We start from the raw sequence: 18,075 nt of genomic DNA on the forward strand, positions 1-18,075 counted from the left end.
GCTGGCACCCAGGTAGTGAGAGGAAAATGGAGAGAAATCCCCATTCCCTCTGCTCCCGTTCTATATCAAAATGCCAGTTGGATGAAGATGATAAACAACAACCGGTTCATCAATTCCTTTCAACTGTAGCTGAGACGGTTGCCCAAGGTAATCTTTAACCAGCGCGGCGGCATTCGGATCTTCTAAAAAGGTGCCGGTGACGGCGATATCATTGCCGTGGCTAGTAGCTTGCACACGCGCTGCAGTGTTGACAGTGGTACCAAAATAGTCAGGACGACCATTAAGATTAACACTAATACACGGGCCGACTTCTATGCCAATTTTGAGAATTAACTCGTCTTCTGGTGGCAGTTGTAACTGCTGGTTTAACTGGGCGAGTTGCTGATGCATAATGATCCCAGCCTGTAAAGCGTCTGTCGGCTCCGTAAAGGCTGCCATAATAGCATCACCAATGGTCTTAACCACCACTCCATTACACTCATCTACCACGGTAAATAAGTGATCAAAATGGTGCCGTACCAAACTGTAAGCCCCTGTATCTCCGCGTCGGGAATAAAGTGCAGTAGAGCCGGCAAGATCGGTAAATAAAATCGCCACCCGCCGCACAATTAAACTCTCATTCGGTGGAATTGTTTCGCGGGGAAATAGGTTGCGAAAAGTTTGTAAAGTTAACAGTCGGTGGCCAGAAACTACACCATACTGAGCATCAATTTTTTCTCTAAACTCTGAATCATCTGCCGATAAATCGAGTTGACGCAGGCGATCATCTATGCTGAAAGTCACTCGCACAGCTCGATCTGCATCCGTCAGCGCCGATTGACGACAGCCAGGACAAGTGTAATGAGTGTGTAATTCACTCAACCCTTTAATATTGAAATCAACGCCTCCACAGCGATCGCATCGAATATCCCAATTCAGCGCAACAATGCCTTCCTTAAGCGCAAATACTAAAAGTCGTAGTGTTTGTTGCTCGCTCAACTGCAACCGATCAGCAATCCGGCGAGGATTAGCGTGATACAATTCTCGGCTGTCCTTCGCCTGTAAAAAAGTTTTTAGCCGGCCTAACACCTCTGGAGTGATGCCATAAGCCGCTAAGGCATCAGCGGCTTGTGAGAGATTCCGAACCGACTGCCTGCCCCAATTACCCAGCTTTGCAAACGAATGCCGGCGTTGTTGAAAAAAGTTCAGCATGGTCAGGTCTATCTCCTACCTTGCATTTTGCAGGTTCTATCTGGGACTCGACTTTTTTGGTCAAATGCAACCCGCTTTAGCACACTTTAACAAATCCCACGAGGAGAAGTCGGCTTTAATTCGGTTACTTGTTCTCAGTGCCGGCAATTCATTAAACTTCTGAAAAGCATTAATAAAGTGTTTCCTTTCCACATTTCTTTCATACAGTTTAATTTTTTAATAGCTCTCAAAACTTAAAAAATTATTAACCTGTCTAAAAAAATATTTATAGCAATCTCACCGATGTTCAATCACAGCTTTCAAATTCTAATCACTCATTCACAATCGCCCTTCAGACTATTGACACCTAGCAATCACCCCTTCCAAAAGGATTTCGGAGAACGCAACTGTCCCTCAAGCCTTTCTAACTTCCCGCAGTATTTCATCCAAATAAGAATAGTATCGCCCTCCAGACTATTGACACTCAGCAGATCAGCTCTTTTGGAGGGGGTTTGGGGGGCTTCCCCCCAAGGTCTTTCTGACTTTCCCTAATATTTCATCCAACTAAAAACCGCTACAAATATAAAAAAATCCCCCAAACTAAAGCGGGGGATTTTTTTGGAACTCAAGACAAAGATTGCAAGAAAATCAAGCGATTCACTTAAACTCCCACAAGCATCTGGTTCCTTCCGAGGAGACTGATTGCCCTTTTGATGTGAGTGACAGCCTGCTGAGAATAGCTCTAAAATCAAGCCAACAATTACTGTTCGCTTTCAATGTAGATAAACAGCAGACCCATCACTACAGCAGGCAACAGCCAGGTAACCACAGGAATCAGAATCCAGGGCAGGTACGAAGCTGCGTATGCACCTGTCATATTAAATTCTCCTATCTAAAGTTACAGGGTTTCCGAGAGGAATCTTACTGTACCTTGTACCTAAGATTCTTCCCTCTCAAGATTCTTAACAAAAAAGGATCTGAATGCATGACATTCCGATCCCAATTTGTCAAATAATAGCCGCCTATTGAAAGGCTGGCCATCAAAGAGCCAGAAAGCGACTCACAAATGAGATTGACTGCCGGCAAAAGTTGGAACCGGCCTCCATCAATATGAAGTTGGCCCATCCAACGAAAACAAGGTCTAGGTATTGACCAAGCCTCGGAAAATCGCATCCACACCAGAGAAATTCTCTAGGAGGAAGTAGGCAACGAACGCGCCACCCACAGCACCCAAGAAGAAGCCGGCAGTAAGCTGGCTCCAGCCTTCTGCAGTTTTCAAAGGATTAGGAGCTTGAGGATTTTCGCCCGGATAGCCACTGTCCTGTTGGAAAGAAACGATGCCATAGAGGGACATTCCAGCAGTCGCGATTAAAATCAAACTCAGGGTTGAAATTAATCCGCCTAGATTGGCTGCCTCTTTGTAATCGCGCAATGGCCCAAATACAACCCACGGCCCTACTAGGAAATAACCGTGAGCCAGCCCAATCTCCAGACCCCGTTGGATCGCAGAAATACCTTTACGGTAGGCTGGTAAATTACCAATGAAAGCTTTACTGAAAGCAGAAGAGTTGATGGGAGTTTCGAGATTACCAACAAATGGGTCGCCATTAAACGGCTTGACCACTTCCATATCTCTAGGATCTGCCATGCTTAATTTTTCCTCCCTTTCTGAGAATCGGTAGAAGAACTTAAGCTCATATTCTAAGCAAGGAGGGGTTGCCTAATCGCAGAATTGGTTGTGAGCTTTAGAAAAGTTCATTAAACCGGCTGAAGAAACTCGATTTTGTTACAAATTATAACTTTCAGTTGATTTTTCAATTTTTCAGCCAACGTTTTCTCGGATAAAATCCGCACTTAACCGAGCGCTACCTCAAATTTTCGTGAAATAATCCATTAATTTTTGTTAAACAGGCCGATGGGATTTGTTTGACTCCAAGCCCAAACGAGGACAGCGCGAACGTCCTGATTGTGGCCATTTTGACTGGCAAAGGTAAGGGTGTGTGTGATGGAGTCAACCCCCATGAGCGATCCCTGTCTGCTGGCTATTGGGCTGTTAACCAAAAAACAAATGTTAGACTGCGCCCCACCGGCACTCCCCCGGACGCAGCTAGCAAGCCCATTTAAACTGTCGGACACCCTTGAGGGTGTAAAAGCAACAAAAACAGTCCCAACCGTTGAAATCAGCCCCCTGGAATTCAGCAAACCCGCCTTAAGTCTGCCGGCATTAGGGCTGCCGCCTTTGCCCCCAGCTACGGCCTTTTTACCCGAAGACTCGGCCTTTCAGAAACCCCCCACAGTGCTATCTGAGACGGCCATCCCCTTATCTCAGTTTGCCAGCGTCACTCCAGAAGCCCCCCCTGATTTGATGGCATTCTCTAGCAGCCGCAACCAGAGACCTGTATCCGGTCCTCAACTTTATCGCCAAAGGTTAGCAGCGCTTAACTACGGCCAGACTTACACACGGCTGCCAAGTGATAGCTTTAGGTCATCCTGGGCAAATGCCAGTGAGCAACCCACTTATCAAGATTGGATACGTCTTTTAGCAAAAGAAGCCAATGCCCTGGCAAAAGGACAAGGTGGCAATTCTCTAGCCGTCTTAGTGGGAGATTCACTGAGTATGTGGTTTCCCCCAGAAGGACTGCCAGCCGGTCGATTGTGGCTCAATCAAGGCATCTCTGGAGATACCGCCGGCGGCATTTTAAATCGGCTAGACACCCTCTCCCAAATCAGAGCCGGCAGCATTTACATCATGGCCGGCATCAACGACTTGCGCCGGGGAGAAAGCGATGAAGATCTACTCTGGAATTCCCGCCAGATTGTGCGTCGCCTGCGGCAGGAGCACCCCCAAGCGCAAGTCATCCTGCAATCCCTTCTTCCCACTCGGCTTGCAGCGATTCCCAGCAGCCGGATTCGTAAACTTAACGAGCAGTTAGCAGAGATTGCCCAACAAGAGGGTGCAAGGTACTTGGACATCTACACTTTCTTTACCGATGAGGGGGGAAATCTCCGCCGGGAATTAACCACAGACGGCTTGCATCTAAATCCACGTGGGTATGGAGTTTGGCGCTGGGCGCTGCAAAAAGCTGAATCGTGGATTGCACTAAATCGATTGCCCTGAGACAAAACTGCCGGCAGAGATTGCTAATCCAGTGTTCAAAACGCTTGAAGTGCCGGCGCACAATCGCTATTCTGAGTTGATAAGCACTCTTCTTGGCTGGATAAATTGCAGTAATATTAAAACCGAGAAGGGTTTATGCAAACTTATGGCAACAAAATTTCCAAAATTTAGCCAAGACCTGGCGCAAGACCCAACAACACGCAGGCTATGGTACGGAATCGCCACAGCCCACGACTTTGAAAGCCACGACGGCATGACAGAGGAGAATCTTTACCAAAAGATATTCGCCTCACACTTCGGTCACCTGGCAATCATCTTCCTGTGGACTTCAAGTCTGCTATTCCACGTAGCATGGCAAGGCAACTTTCCCCAGTGGATAAAAGACCCCCTAAACGTGCGGCCAATCGCCCACGCAATCTGGGACCCACAATTCGGAGCACCGGCAGTCGAAGCATTCACCCAAGCCGGGGCATCAAACCCAGTGAACATCGCCTATAGCGGCGTATACCACTGGTGGTACACAATCGGGATGCGCACCAACAACGACCTGTATCAAGGGGCAGTATTCCTACTGCTGCTGTCAGCCGTATTCCTGTTCGCAGGCTGGCTGCACCTGCAACCCAAATACAGACCATCCCTAGCCTGGTTCAAAAACGCAGAATCGCGACTGAACCACCACCTAGCCGGATTGTTTGGCGTCTCATCCCTAGCCTGGACAGGACACCTCGTCCACGTCGCCATCCCCGAAGCTCGGGGACAGCACGTAGGCTGGGACAACTTCCTGACCACCCTGCCCCACCCAGCAGGACTCGGGCCATTCTTTAGCGGCAACTGGGGCGTATACGCCCAAAACCCAGACACAGCAGGACACCTATTCGGAACCTCCCAAGGAGCCGGCAGCGCCATCCTGACATTCCTGGGCGGATTCCACCCGCAAACACAATCCCTGTGGCTGACCGACATCGCCCATCACCACCTGGCGATCGCAGTGATATTCATCATTGCCGGTCATATGTACCGCACCAACTTTGGGATTGGCCACAGCATCCGTGACATCCTCAACACCCACCGGCCCCCAGAAGGCACCCCCTTCGGTGGACGGTTAGGAGACGGGCACAAAGGGCTGTACGACACCTACAACGAATCGTTGCACTTCCAGTTAGGCATCCACCTCGGAGCCTTAGGCGTCGTCACCTCCTTAGTTGCGCAGCACATGTACAGTCTGCCGCCCTACGCATTCATGGGCCAAGACTTCACCACCCAAGCCGCCCTGTACACCCACCACCAGTACATCGCCGGCTTCCTGATGCTAGGAGCCTTCGCCCACGGCGGAATCTTCTGGGTGCGGGACTACGACCCAGCAGCCAACAAAAACAACGTCCTCGACCGCGTCCTGCGGCACAAAGAAGCGATCATCTCCCACCTATCCTGGGTCTCGCTATTCCTGGGCTTCCATACCCTAGGCTTATACGTCCATAACGACGTTGTTGTTGCCTTCGGCACCCCAGAAAAGCAAATCCTGATAGAGCCGGTGTTCGCCCAATGGGTACAAGCAGCCCAAGGCAAAGCCCTCTACGGCTTCGACGTGCTGCTCTCCAACCCAGACAGCCTCGCCACCACCGCTTGGCCCAACTACGGCAACGTGTGGTTACCCGGCTGGCTGGATGCGATTAACAGTGGCACCAACTCCCTGTTCCTCACGATTGGCCCTGGAGACTTCCTCGTCCACCACGCCTTCGCCCTCGGTTTGCACACCACGACCTTGATTCTCGTCAAGGGCGCATTGGATGCACGAGGCACCAAGCTGATGCCGGACAAAAAAGACTTCGGCTACGCCTTCCCTTGCGACGGACCCGGACGCGGCGGCACCTGCGACACCTCAGCCTGGGACGCTTTCTTCCTGGCAACGTTCTGGATGCTCAATACCATTGGCTGGGTAACTTTTTACTTCCACTGGAAGCATCTAGGAATCTGGCAAGGAAATGTGGCTCAGTTTAACGAGTCCTCAACGTACCTGATGGGTTGGCTGCGTGACTATCTGTGGCTGTATTCAGCTCAGACGATCAACGGCTACACCCCTTATGGGATGAATAATCTGTCGGTCTGGTCTTGGATGTTCCTGTTCGGCCACTTAGTGTGGGCGACCGGCTTTATGTTCTTGATTAGCTGGCGCGGTTATTGGCAAGAGTTGATTGAAACCCTGGTGTGGGCACATGAACGCACACCGTTGGCGAACTTGGTTCGCTGGAAGGATAAGCCGGTGGCTATGAGTATCATTCAAGGTCGTCTGGTCGGCTTGGCTCACTTTACAGTGGGTTATGTCCTGACGTATGCGGCGTTCTTGATTGCTTCGACTGCTGGTAAGTTCGGTTGATTTTCAACTTAAACTTTTAGCTTGTTGCTGATCAATCCCCCGCCACCCGGTGGGGGTTTTTTTCGGCTACAGAGAATGTAACCGGCTTGTCTATGGCTTGCCACACTTGTTAATACGAAAAGCCAGCGTTTTGCCTCAGCAACGCACAAGCACTTATTTTTTTAAAACGGCCTCAAGAATAAATAAGCTAATCTTGAATAAGGCAAAAAAAGGAGGGAACCGTTGGTACTGTTAAATTTCTGTGACCCTGAAGAAAGACCTTGGCCGAATCCGCGTTTAAAAACTGCTAGCATCATTGGCCATACCACCACGACAAGCGTCCGCCTCTGGCTGCGAGTGCAACAGCCTGGGGATTATTGCTTAGTAGTAGCTAAAAATCCTATTCCAACAGATGGAATCCCACACATTCAGCGTGAGGGGAAAACAGAGAAATTCGCATTAATGAGCGAGAATAAAATAAAAGAATTTGACACACAATTAATTTATCCACTCAATTTTGTTTATAACAATGATTTGACAAATGTGGTAGATATTAAAGATTTAAAACCAGAATTTCGATATTTTTATATTTTATTTCAACCGAACAAGAACCAGCCTTGGATATTAGGGCATGAAGAACCGCTTTCTTTTCGGACATTTCCAGAAAATCCTACAGAAGTGAATTTTGGACTGTACAGTTGCCACCAGCCTTATAATGGGCAAACTACAGTCAGCTTAAAAATGTGGGATAAATTTTATCAAGAATTGTTGGACGCTAATGCCCAGTTTGTCCTCGCCGGCGGCGATCAGGTGTATGTAGATGGAAGTAAAGAATTAAGTATTTGGAAGTGGCTCAAAAATGTCAAAAAGCACAAGCCTTCCCGGAATGACATGGTTTCTTGGTATCGGGACATTTACCAAGGTTATTGGGGTTTACCTGAAGTGCGCCGGATTTTTCAAAATTTTACCACTTACATGATTTGGGACGATCATGAAATTGTCGATGGTTGGGGTTCTTACACGCCAGAAGAACTGGCTGCCAAGCTAGATGTTTCTTGGGAATTGAGAAACTTTAAAGAAAATATAAACTTGGCTCATGAAATGTTCTCGGCTGCCAAGCAAGTTTATCGGGAATATGAACATTCTCACAACCCACATACAGACCCTAATGTGGATCAATTTGATTATGAATTTAGTTGTGGAATTTCCCATTTTTATGTGCTGGATATGCGAGGGCACCACGATTTTAACCGGCAGAAATTGCGATTGCTGGGGGCTGAACAATGGCAGCGCTTTGAAACTTGGTTAAACGCTCAGTATGATTCGAGTGCACGAGTTTTGTTTATTCTATCGCCAGTGCCGTTAGCTCACTTCAAAAGCTTTGTTGTCAATACCTTCGATCTTCCTTATTTTAAATACACCGACGATTTCCGAGATCACTGGGATCACGACTCCAACTGGTCAGAACGCAATCAATTACTCGAAAAAGTCTTTCAGTTTTCGCAAGAAACAAAGCGACCTGTCGTTTTTCTCAGTGGCGATGTTCACATGGGCGCAGTTTTTAAAATTTCCCATCAAAAATTCCCTTCAGCTAGAGTGTTTCAGCTTACATCTAGTGGCATTGCTTATGCTTCGATGAGGGAATTTGGTCGTCACCTTTTAGAAAAGTTGGTTCAAAAAAAAGGCGACCTTGGCGATCACCGAGAAAACATTCCCTACCAGGTAGAAAATTTATATATTTGCCGGCATAATAATTTTGGCATTGTTCGCGTCAAAGAAATGAATAATGGAGAATTATCCATTATTTACGAGCTATTTTATAGCAGCAAGCAAGCAGAGGGAATCATACAAATGCAACGAATTGAGCTAAATCAAATTTCTTAAACCGGCAGCTTTTCCCATTCTTCAATAAAAGCAAAGCAGCCAAGGTCAGGTTTCTTAAAACAAACCTCGCTTCCCATTTGGCCTGACTGTCATCCAATTCGTCTTTGCCATCGCTAACTGCTCATCACTCACTCTAGCACCCGTAAGATTTGCCCCACATAGATTTGCCCCTCGCAAATTTGCGTGGGTAAGATAAGCCTCACTCAGATCCGCACCTCTAAGATCCGCCCCTTCCAAATTGGCGTAGCTCATATAAGCTTTCGTCAAATTAGCATCGCGCAGAATTGCCTGATTTAAACTCGCTCTGCCAAAGTTAGCGCTAGACAAATCACTTGCCAAAAACTTAGTTTTTACCAAACTCGCCTGATGGAAAACTGCTTCTGCTAAGCTCGTTCGCGACAAATCTAGAAGATTGAGATCGCACGCAGCAAAATCTCGCCGGCCTTTAGCATAGGATGTTTTTACCCCACTGGCGTCCCACTTAACCGGCCCTTTCATCTTCGCGCTGGAACCGCCTTTGCCATCGACCGCCATTGCGGCAGCGGCTTTGGAAACCATACCCGGATTTCGGGTTTCCCCAGCCGGCACACGAGTTCCCCCTGATCGGCCTTTACGTGCCCGAATGGCCTCCGCTAACCGAGACACTTGCGATCCCCCTGCCACCCCCCCAGCAGACTCGATATCCGTATGCTCGTCAGAGAGAATGCCACTACTCTTAGGTTGATTGATCATGCCTTGAGAGAGGCTTTCCCGGTGAAACTCCACCGCCAACGATCTGAGGACATCGTTGGCAGACTGGTAACGCTGGCGTACAGACACCTCCAGCATTTTCTCCAGCACATTCGCCAAGCGCGAACTCACATTAATGTACTCCCGCCAGCGAATCTCACCCGTAATCGGATCGTAGCCGAGGTGATTAGGAGATTTTCCGGTCAGCAAATAAATGCAAGTCACCCCCACCGCATAGATATCACTGGCATAAACCGGGCGTAACGCCATCTGTTCTGGCGGCGCGAAACCGGGGGTGCCAATTGCAAAAGAGGTCAAAGCTGTCTGATCTGACGTACTCATCAGCGCTGTTTGGCTCACTTGGTCTTTAACCGCGCCAAAGTCGATTAAAACCAGTTTGTGGTCGATTGTGCGGCGAATAATATTAGCCGGCTTGATATCCCGGTGAATCACTCGATGATCGTGGAGGTATTGCACCACCGGCAGGAGTTCAGTGAGAAACTGCCTGACACCAAGTTCTGTCAAAGGCCCACTGCGCTTAACTTCCTGCTTCAGAGTCGCCCCACTGACATATTCCTGAACTAAATAAAACTGATCATTGGTATCAAAATAATCTAGCAGACGGGGCACTTGGGGATGATTGCCAATTTTGCCAAGCGTTTTAGCCTCTCGCTCAAAAAGCTCCTTCGCCATTTCCAGCACCCGCTCAGAACTGGCCACCGGGCGAAGCTGCTTGATCACAGAAGTTGGCTGACCGGGCAAAGAAATATCTTGGGCGATAAAAGTCGCCCCAAAACCACCCTGGCCTAAAGCTTGAGTCACTCGATAGCGATCTCGCAGCAGCAACTTTTCGCCACAGGCTTGACACCGAGGAGCGTTGTCTGGGTTTTCAGGATGGGGACAGGCTGGATTTACACAGTAGCTCATTCAACTTTACCCGGATTATGCTCAGCTGTTGGACAGCTAACAGGCTTACATTAGTAGACGCTCAATTCCCTCTGGCCTCACGGATTCTTTCTTCTGGGCTGCTTAGGTATACCCTACCTACCTTATATGATGTAAGGCGACTATCGGGGTATGAAGCGGGAATCCCTTGAAGTGTTGCCGAAATAACTTTGCTCGCGTGGAACCTGTTTGGTACTGCCGCCCTCAGTTGGCACCTTCAGACCTTCCAAGTGACACTCTCCCTATATTTAAAATGCCCTAAAATTAGGCTCCCAAACAATAATAATCAATATCTTAGTGGGATATTTACAAAATTGTGTTGGTTCCATGAAGAAGTTTCACAGTTCCGACCCTGTGTAACAAAGCTGGGAGTAAGGGTGGCAAAGACCGGCAACTCGTGTGAGAGGGCAGTCTCCTAGGAAGGATAAAATGATCAGGCACAAGGATCAGGCTATCAGCCTAGCCTAGGTGAAGGCGAAGCGTCTATAGTGAACGACTCTCATTGATCAAGGCTGACAACTGACGCCTCGGGCAACTCATGGGAGGTGCCGCTACCAACTGACTATTATATGGGCGGGTTTAGTCGAGACTTTTGGCTTAACTCCAGACGATCACTGAACAAAACCGGCCCTTGCCCACTGACAACTGAAAATTAGCAATTAGCAATGCGTATCTCTCTGAACTGGCTGCGGGAATTGGTGGACATTACACTCTCTCCAGAAGAGTTGGCCCAAATGCTGACACTGGCTGGATTTGAGGTAGAAGACATCGAAGATCGGCGCACTTGGGCCGATGGCGTCGTGGTCGGGAAAATCATCGATTGTCAACCCCATCCGAACGCCGATAAACTGCGGGTGTGTCAAGTCGATGTTGGGGCTTCTGGCGACCCTTTGAACATTGTTTGCGGTGCACCCAACGCCCGTGTTGATCTCTATGTGCCGGTGGCGACGATTGGCACTTACCTGCCGACGATTGATTTGAAAATTAAGCCGGCCAAATTGCGGGGCGTCCCCTCTCAAGGCATGATTTGCTCATTAGCCGAACTGGGACTCGCCAAAGAATCTGCCGGCATTCATATTTTTGCAGAGGGCTTAAAACTAGGCAGCGACGTTCGCCCTCTGCTCGGTCTAGATGATGTAATTTTAGATTTGACAGCAACCGCAAATCGTGCCGATGCCCTAAGTATGGTGGGCATTGCGCGAGAAGTGGCAGCGCTCACCGGCACCTCGTTGCGACTGCCGGCAGCCGGATCACAGGAGATCGGGGGAACCGCAGCGAATTCGGCTGCACGCTTCTCAATGGACACGTCATTGCAAGGTTGCCCCATTTACATCGGCACCGTCATCGAAGGCGTTAAAATTGCCCCCTCTCCGGAATGGTTGCAACGACGTTTGCAAGCAGCCGGCGTGCGACCAATTAACAATGTGGTGGATGTCACTAACTACATTTTGCAGGAATGGGGTCAGCCGCTGCACGCCTTTGACCGGGAACGCTTGCAAGCCGTTGCCGGCAGTGAGGATTTGACCATTGGCGTGCGTTTTGCCAAAACCGGCGAAACCCTGAAAACTTTGGACGGACAAGCCCGCACCCTGCAAGAACAAAACCTTTTAATTACTGCCAACGATAAGCCGGTAGCGCTGGCCGGCATCATGGGTGGCGAGGAAACCGAAGTTCATGACGGCACCCAAAACTTGATCCTCGAAGCCGCCATCTTCGAGCCGGTGGCCATTCGCCGGTCTGCCCGTAGCCAAGGGTTGCGAACCGAAGCCTCTACTCGATATGAACGAGGCGTGAACCAGGCAGAATTGGCAACCGCCTGCCAGCGTGCGGTGCAGTTGCTTGCAGAACTCGCACAAGGCGTGCCGGTGGCTCAGGAAACCGCCGGCAGCCAAGCGGACAGGTCAGTATTCACTCGCTCTATAGAACTGCGTCTAGACCGCGTTAATCAGCTTTTAGGCGCGATTAAACAGGGAGACGCAACGGGTGAGTTGCAACCGGCAGAAATGGAACGCACTCTCACCGCGTTAGGATGCAGTGTCACTCCCACAGAACAAGAGCGGGTTTGGAAAGTAACCGTGCCGGCTTACCGCTACCGGGATTTAGAGCGGGAAATTGACTTAATTGAAGAAATCGCCCGTCTCTACGGCTACAACAACTTCTGCGAAACCTTGCCGAGTAAAACGGCTGCGGGGGTGCTGCCGGTGGAACAAAAGCTCAATCGGCAAGTGAGAGCGGCTTTTCGGGGTGCCGGTTTGACAGAATTGATGCACTACTCCCTCGTCCGCACTGAAGGAGACAATCAGGTGGTGCTTTCTAACCCGCTATTTGTTGAGTATTCAGCGTTGCGGACAGAAATGTTATCTGGACTCATTGACGCTTTTCAGTACAATCTTGAACAGGGAAATGGCCCCTTAAACGGGTTTGAAATAGGCCGAATTTTCTGGAAAGAAGGGGATGCTTTAAAAGAGACGGATGCGATCGCAGGAATTATCGGTGGAGATCCAACCGAAGGCCGGTGGGCGCGAAGTGGGCGCGAACAGCCGCTAAGCTGGTTTGAAGCCAAAGGCTTATTAGAAAGCGTGTTTGAGCGCTTAAATCTCGCGGTGGAATGCAAAGCCGATAGCAGTGATGAGCGTCTGCATCCGGGACGCACAGCTTCCTTGTGGTTGCGGGGAAGCCGGCTGGGTACGTTCGGCCAACTGCATCCCCAACTCCGGCAAGAACGGGGGTTACCTGATGAGGTTTACCTGTTCCAGTTAGATTGGGGAGTGCTTTTAGCTTCCCTCTCCCACGAGGCGATCGCGCGCCGGTTCCGTCCCTATTCCACTTTCCCGGCTGCCGGTCGAGATATTGCTTTCTTCGCACCGGCAAATGTCTCGGTGGCTGAAATTGAAGGGGCGATCGCAAAGGCTGCTGGTGGCTTGCTGGAATCTGTGGAATTGTTTGATGAATATCGGGGTGAAAATGTGCCGGCAGGACAGCGAAGTTTAGCGTTGCGGTTAATTTATCGCGGGAGCGATCGCACCTTAACCGATGAAGATGTAGAGCCGGTGCAGCAAAAAGTGCGCGATGCTTTAGTGAAAAACTTCTCTGTCAGCCTGAGAAGTTAAAACATCGAACGCAGATAAACGCAAATTTATATATATGCGTTTATCTGCGGTTAAAAATCGAAATAATTTTTAACTCAATATCTTATAACCATCTTTAAATCTATCTCAAGAGAGATTTATTCAGATCCCTTCTAAAAATTAAATAGAAAAAGCCTTCTCTCCGCCTAATGGCACTTTTTCACACGAACTCATGGACAAAAAAATGCGGCATCGCAAACGAAAAAATGCCTGGAAAAATGAATTGGATGATTTAATTCGGGGCGTTTGCGGTGGCTTTTTGTTTGGCATCCCGCTGTTCTATACAATGGAAGTTTGGTGGATCGGATCAGTTGCTGAACCTGTACAAAGAATCAGCAGTCTTGCTGCTACTTTTATCGGGGTTTTGTTGCTCAATCGCACCGCCGGCTTTCGTAAAAGTAACAATGTCCGCATCAAAGATGCAGCAATGGATAGCGTGGAAGCGATGGCACTGGGCCTTGTCTGCGCCTTATTAACCCTAATACTTTTGCGTGAAATTACTTTTGAAACACCCTGGCGTGAGATTCTGGGAAAAGTCGTCTTTGAAGGAATGCCATTTTCAATAGGAGTTGGGCTAGCGCGTTCATTGTTAAGCGGTGATCGCAACCAAGCTCAGTATGACCAAAATGAGAATTCCCAAAGCCAAAATAAACCAGATCCAGCTAATTTTAACCCAACTGTGCTAGACCTTAGTGCCACTTTACTAGGCGCAACTTTCTTGGCTTTTAACATTGCCCCAACTGACGAAGTTCCCATGCTAGCTGCGGCGATATCGCCTCCCTGGCTATTAGCAATTATAGCTGCATCACTGCTGATTTCTTATGGCATCGTGTTTCAAGCCGGCTTTACTTCTGAAGACATCCGTCGGCAGCAGAAAGGACCTTTTCAGCGACCGATGAGTGAAACAATTACAGCATATTTAGTCTCGCTTGCAGCAGCAGCATTGCTATTAGCTTTTTTCCACAAACTCAGCTTTAAAGATCCGTGGCAATTGTGGTTGAGTCACACATTAGTCCTCGGTTTACCGGCAACAATTGGTGGCGCGGCAGGAAGGTTAATGGTATGAGTCAGTCAAACCCACAGAAAAATTCTCCTTCAGAACTTCAACATGAAGGAAGATCGCCGGCAGAGTTGGTAACTTTTAGCATTTCCCTTTCTATATTGGCAGCACTTGTCGGACTTGTCTGCTATGACTGGTTTACCAGGCGAGATGAACCGCCGGTTTTAGCCGTTGTCCGTGATGGAGCAATTCGTAACACGCAAGGACAATTTTATGTCCCATTTGAAATTAAGAATACTGGTGGAAATACGGCTGATTCTGTGCAAGTCATTGGAGAATTGCGAATTAATGGAGAAGTCCAGGAGTCTGGGGAACAGCAAATTGATTTTTTATCAGGTGGGGAAGCTGAAAAAGGGGCGTTTATCTTCACTCGAAATCCGAAAGAAGGTGAGCTAGTTTTACGAATTGGCAGTTATAAGTCACCTTAATAAGTTGATAACTGTTAATAAGAATTGAGAGACAGCATAGAGGAGAGGTATAGAAATTTATCTCGTTCGTTTTAAGTGTGTGTGAGTGGCAAACTTGCGAGAGCTAAGCGGGAATTTCACCTCCTAGTGCTTTCCATAAACCGGCTCTTAACTTGAAAAATTATTGTCTGGACAATTAGACAAAGGTGGGGACGCTATTATAAGTAACCTGAACGGTTTGTAGCACATTTTCATTTAAGCTTTCCTTCGCACCTTCCAAGGCGAGAAACCGCTGATCGCCGGCACTGGGAGTAAGACAGGAAACCGGCTTATCTTGCTTGGATGTGAGAGTTTTTGCTTTATCTTGGCGTACAATGGTGCCAATTTCGAGAATGGTGCCGGTGTTTTGGTAGGAACAAACCGCCGATGCGTCTATCGTAGCGCCAGCAGTGAGGTTAAGGGTGCCACAGTTGGAAAAGAAGCCATTCAGTGTTACCTTACCCTGCAACGTCAGCGGACAGCAGTTGTATAAATCTCGCAACGTCATGCCTTCGATGCCGGCATTAAATGTCTGGGGGTTGCTGCCGTAGAAACCGAAAATTGGGGTTCCCTTTGTCGTACCACCGGCACGAATAAAGTTGCCGTAGAAAATGTAGTAGCTATTGTAATTACTCGCAAAGGAAACTACGCCCCCACTCAGACAAGTATTGCCGTTAATACTTCCCCCATTCCAGGCAACCGTCCCATTTTTAATCGTGAGATCGCCATTAGCAGAAAGGTAGCTGTTGACGGTGCCATTTTCAATGGTGATATTGCCACCGGCTTCCAAGCTGATATTAACCGTTCCGCCCTGGATTAAAACATTTTCCAACACCGTCAACTCATGCCAACCTGACAGAGTGCCGGTGTATTCAGGGGAAATGGTGAGACTTTTGATTTGTGGGATGATGTTGAGAACCACATCTTTCGTGCCGGCATCGTTGAAGATGACATCATCCTCTGTTTCTGGTACGGCGTCTCCCGACCAGTTTAGCGGGTTACTCCAGTATTTATCCGCGCCGGCACCCTTCCAGTAGCGGGTGGTGCCACCTAAAACGTGGCTGTATGACTTGAGGACGGTTTCATCAAACGCTAAGGCAACAGTCATTTTAGCCGTGAAGAATTGCAGTTGCCAGTCCCCACCTTTGGCGGCGCTGCCAGTCGGGTTGATGGAAGCGGCAATATCTGCGTCGGTTAATTGCGAAAGCCTCAGTACAAAAGCTTTACCAATTTCTCCAGCAGCCACATTACAGCCATAGAGGAGAATGGAGAATTGAGAATAGTTTCCCCATACAGAATTCCCAATGTTTAAATGCTTGTCCCACTGCTGCAACTGCTGAGCATAAATCTCGAGGTTGTGTGGACTTAGTTGTGTATTGCCTAGATACAGACAGCCTGGAGAACCGTGGGAGACGATATGAATCGTATCGATAAAGGGTGTAGCAGACGTGTCGGTGCGTTGGGCCAAAAATTCCGTGATTTGCTCGACTCCACAACGTCTGGGGTTGAGGGTGAAGACTTCTGTGCCGGCTGCCAACCCGCCAATCAGGCGATCGCACTCCTCAACCGCTGAGTCAATGAAGACGATACTGGCTTTGCTGCTGTGATTGACAATTCTTTCTTTTGAAGCTTGTAAGCTGCTCAGCATTTCTGTTGTCCCTTGTGAAAGCGTTTATCTATCAAACTGGGGTGTCCTGTTTTAGCGTCGGACTTTTGGTAGAGTACCCCCAGTGTGTACCTCATGTCTCAAGCTTGCACTTAAAAATACGCGCTTGAAACTCACTATCGGTACAACAATCGCTTGAATCCCGCCTCCCCCCGTGTTTGTATTATGAAAGAGCGAGCAACATTAATTTGGCTCATTAGTGGCTCAGTTTTCCGGCTCATTTGACGGCTCACTTCACAGCTCAGTAGACGAAGAACCTGAGCTAATACCGAGCGCAAGAGTTGGTATTTTAGAAAAAGCATAATAGCAGATTAGGATATGGCCGGCAATCTTAGAGCACCAGTTCTCAGTGCCTCTCAAAAAAAGTTAGAAATTATTGATGAGGCTCGAAAAAAGAAAGGCTGGAAAAAGACATCAATTGCTTGGTGTCAAGCCGCTCACACCACAGAAGCGACGTTGAAACGCTTTTGGCGAAGTATACCGATTCGCCAAGATTCGTTTATTAATATTTGTCAAGCGGTTGGACTGAACAATTGGAAAGAAATTGCTGACGCACTCCCACAAATTGAGGCGCATACGGATTGGGGGGAAGCACCTGATGTGACTGCTTTTTATGGACGTGCCGGCGAAATCACAACGCTTAAAAAATGGGTAGTTGAAGAGAATTGCCGGCTGGTAGGAATCCTGGGGATGGGTGGCATTGGAAAAACCGCAGTTTCCGTGAAATTAGCAAAAGAAGTTCAAGATAATTTTGACTATATAATTTGGCGCTGTCTCCACCAAGCGCCTCCCCTGAATGAACTTTTAACAGACTTACTGGAATTCTTTTCTCACCAGCCGGCAACTGATTTAACCGACGATAGCAGCGAATTGATTTCGCGTCTCATAGAATGCTTGCGTCGCTATCGCTGTTTGCTGGTACTCGATAATTTAGAAGCGATTCTCAGCAGTGGAGATTTCGTTGGGCACTATCAAGCCGGTTATAAAGTTTATGGCGAACTTTTGAAACGGGTGGGAGAAACGCCCCACCAAAGTTGCTTAGTGCTAACTAGCCGAGAAAAACTTAGAGAAGTTGCTTTATTAGAAGGAGAAACTTTACCTGTTCGTTCTTATCAAATGGCAGGTTTAGGAGATGAAGCACGAAAAATTTTCAAAGAAAAGGGTTTATTTCAAGAAGATAAATGGGGAACTCTGATTAATATTTATCGAGGAAATCCTTTTATGCTAAAAATCGTTTCTGCTTTTATTAAAGAAGTTTTTGACGGCAACGTTAGCGAATTTTTAAAAATAGGGACAACGCAAGTTACGCGTGACATTAGTGATTTCATTGAAGTGCATTTTGAGCGATTATCTAAGTTGGAAATGCAAATAGTCTACCAACTTTCTCTTGAAAAAGAGCCAGTGGCGCTGAGTGAGCTGCAAGAAAGTTTATCAGGAGTATCTTCAATTGAATTAACGAATGCGCTGGCATCATTAGTTGGACGCTCCCTGATTGAAAAAAGTTCGGGGCGTTTTACCTTGCAGCCGGTGGTAATGGAATATGTAACCAGCTTAAACCTGAAATATTCTGAATAAT

13 protein-coding genes are annotated in these 18,075 nt (G+C 48.1%); 7 read left to right on the forward strand and 6 right to left on the reverse strand.

What is annotated here, in order from left to right; all coding sequences use genetic code 11:
* Positions 1-60: 60 nt before the first annotated feature.
* The 4 genes from H6F56_RS10275 to H6F56_RS26820 all read right to left on the reverse strand — a co-directional run bounded on the left by H6F56_RS10275 (position 61) and on the right by H6F56_RS26820 (position 3,192).
* Positions 61-1,191 carry an adenylate/guanylate cyclase domain-containing protein gene (locus H6F56_RS10275; RefSeq protein ID WP_190667502.1) on the reverse strand — a complete coding sequence of 377 codons (1,131 nt, stop codon included), beginning with the start codon at positions 1,189-1,191 and terminating at the stop codon, positions 61-63.
* 739 nt (positions 1,192-1,930) lie between these two features.
* A complete protein-coding gene (locus H6F56_RS10280; RefSeq protein ID WP_190667504.1) occupies positions 1,931-2,047 on the reverse strand; it encodes a photosystem I reaction center subunit VIII in 117 nt (38 codons plus the stop codon).
* A 264-nt stretch (positions 2,048-2,311) separates the two neighbouring features.
* A complete protein-coding gene (locus tag H6F56_RS10285) occupies positions 2,312-2,818 on the reverse strand; it encodes a photosystem I reaction center protein subunit XI (protein WP_190667506.1) in 507 nt (168 codons plus the stop codon).
* Between the two features lie 245 nt (positions 2,819-3,063).
* Positions 3,064-3,192 (reverse strand): hypothetical protein, encoded by a 129-nt coding sequence (locus H6F56_RS26820; RefSeq protein WP_255513703.1) that lies wholly within the window; start codon positions 3,190-3,192, stop codon positions 3,064-3,066.
* Between H6F56_RS26820 and H6F56_RS10290 the strand changes: the two genes are divergently transcribed.
* The 3 genes from H6F56_RS10290 to H6F56_RS10300 all read left to right on the forward strand — a co-directional run bounded on the left by H6F56_RS10290 (position 3,191) and on the right by H6F56_RS10300 (position 8,525).
* Positions 3,191-4,288, forward strand: a complete 1,098-nt coding sequence (locus H6F56_RS10290; protein WP_190667508.1) for an SGNH/GDSL hydrolase family protein — start codon at positions 3,191-3,193, stop codon at positions 4,286-4,288. The two genes, H6F56_RS26820 and H6F56_RS10290, sit on opposite strands and share 2 nt — an antisense overlap.
* 145 nt (positions 4,289-4,433) lie before the next feature.
* Complete coding sequence (psaB, locus tag H6F56_RS10295; RefSeq protein WP_190667666.1) at positions 4,434-6,662, forward strand: photosystem I core protein PsaB; 2,229 nt, start codon at positions 4,434-4,436, stop codon at positions 6,660-6,662.
* A 222-nt stretch (positions 6,663-6,884) separates the two neighbouring features.
* On the forward strand, positions 6,885-8,525 hold the full coding sequence (locus H6F56_RS10300; RefSeq protein WP_190667510.1) for an alkaline phosphatase D family protein: 1,641 nt from the start codon (positions 6,885-6,887) through the stop codon (positions 8,523-8,525).
* A gap of 54 nt (positions 8,526-8,579) precedes the next feature.
* On the opposite strand, the gene H6F56_RS10305 is transcribed toward H6F56_RS10300, so the two are convergent.
* Complete coding sequence (locus H6F56_RS10305) at positions 8,580-10,181, reverse strand: serine/threonine-protein kinase (protein ID WP_190667513.1); 1,602 nt, start codon at positions 10,179-10,181, stop codon at positions 8,580-8,582.
* A gap of 683 nt (positions 10,182-10,864) precedes the next feature.
* Here H6F56_RS10305 and pheT point away from each other — a divergent pair.
* From pheT to H6F56_RS10320, 3 genes are all read left to right on the forward strand, one after another.
* Complete coding sequence (pheT, locus tag H6F56_RS10310; protein WP_190667515.1) at positions 10,865-13,309, forward strand: phenylalanine--tRNA ligase subunit beta; 2,445 nt, start codon at positions 10,865-10,867, stop codon at positions 13,307-13,309.
* A gap of 190 nt (positions 13,310-13,499) precedes the next feature.
* Positions 13,500-14,393 carry a TIGR02587 family membrane protein gene (locus H6F56_RS10315; protein WP_199312721.1) on the forward strand — a complete coding sequence of 298 codons (894 nt, stop codon included), beginning with the start codon at positions 13,500-13,502 and terminating at the stop codon, positions 14,391-14,393.
* A complete protein-coding gene (locus tag H6F56_RS10320) occupies positions 14,390-14,815 on the forward strand; it encodes a TIGR02588 family protein (RefSeq protein ID WP_190667517.1) in 426 nt (141 codons plus the stop codon). Before H6F56_RS10315 ends, H6F56_RS10320 begins: the two co-directional genes overlap by 4 nt.
* Before the next feature lie 175 nt (positions 14,816-14,990).
* On the opposite strand, the gene H6F56_RS10325 is transcribed toward H6F56_RS10320, so the two are convergent.
* On the reverse strand, positions 14,991-16,481 hold the full coding sequence (locus H6F56_RS10325) for a DUF4347 domain-containing protein (protein WP_190667519.1): 1,491 nt from the start codon (positions 16,479-16,481) through the stop codon (positions 14,991-14,993).
* A gap of 336 nt (positions 16,482-16,817) precedes the next feature.
* Here H6F56_RS10325 and H6F56_RS10330 point away from each other — a divergent pair, with 336 nt between their 5' ends.
* The gene (locus tag H6F56_RS10330; RefSeq protein WP_190667521.1) at positions 16,818-18,074 is read left to right on the forward strand and encodes an NB-ARC domain-containing protein; all 1,257 of its coding nucleotides are present in this window, start codon (positions 16,818-16,820) and stop codon (positions 18,072-18,074) included.
* Position 18,075 lies beyond the last annotated feature (1 nt).

This window comes from Microcoleus sp. FACHB-672 (assembly GCF_014695725.1).
Taxonomy (GTDB): Bacteria; Cyanobacteriota; Cyanobacteriia; order Cyanobacteriales; family Oscillatoriaceae; genus FACHB-68.

Excerpts from the sequence above, each read along its gene's own strand:
- H6F56_RS10275 (WP_190667502.1), bottom strand. The coding sequence starts at position 1,191 with ATGCTGAACTTTTTTCAACAACGCCGGCATTCGTTTGCAAAGCTGGGT.
- H6F56_RS10280 (WP_190667504.1), bottom strand. The coding sequence starts at position 2,047 with ATGACAGGTGCATACGCAGCTTCGTACCTGCCCTGGATTCTGATTCCT.
- H6F56_RS10285 (WP_190667506.1), bottom strand. The coding sequence starts at position 2,818 with ATGGCAGATCCTAGAGATATGGAAGTGGTCAAGCCGTTTAATGGCGAC.
- H6F56_RS10290 (WP_190667508.1), top strand. The coding sequence starts at position 3,191 with ATGAGCGATCCCTGTCTGCTGGCTATTGGGCTGTTAACCAAAAAACAA.
- H6F56_RS26820 (WP_255513703.1), bottom strand. The coding sequence starts at position 3,192 with ATGGGGGTTGACTCCATCACACACACCCTTACCTTTGCCAGTCAAAAT.
- psaB (WP_190667666.1), top strand. The coding sequence starts at position 4,434 with ATGGCAACAAAATTTCCAAAATTTAGCCAAGACCTGGCGCAAGACCCA.
- H6F56_RS10305 (WP_190667513.1), bottom strand. The coding sequence starts at position 10,181 with ATGAGCTACTGTGTAAATCCAGCCTGTCCCCATCCTGAAAACCCAGAC.
- pheT (WP_190667515.1), top strand. The coding sequence starts at position 10,865 with ATGCGTATCTCTCTGAACTGGCTGCGGGAATTGGTGGACATTACACTC.
- H6F56_RS10315 (WP_199312721.1), top strand. The coding sequence starts at position 13,500 with ATGGACAAAAAAATGCGGCATCGCAAACGAAAAAATGCCTGGAAAAAT.
- H6F56_RS10320 (WP_190667517.1), top strand. The coding sequence starts at position 14,390 with ATGAGTCAGTCAAACCCACAGAAAAATTCTCCTTCAGAACTTCAACAT.
- H6F56_RS10325 (WP_190667519.1), bottom strand. The coding sequence starts at position 16,481 with ATGCTGAGCAGCTTACAAGCTTCAAAAGAAAGAATTGTCAATCACAGC.
- H6F56_RS10330 (WP_190667521.1), top strand. The coding sequence starts at position 16,818 with ATGGCCGGCAATCTTAGAGCACCAGTTCTCAGTGCCTCTCAAAAAAAG.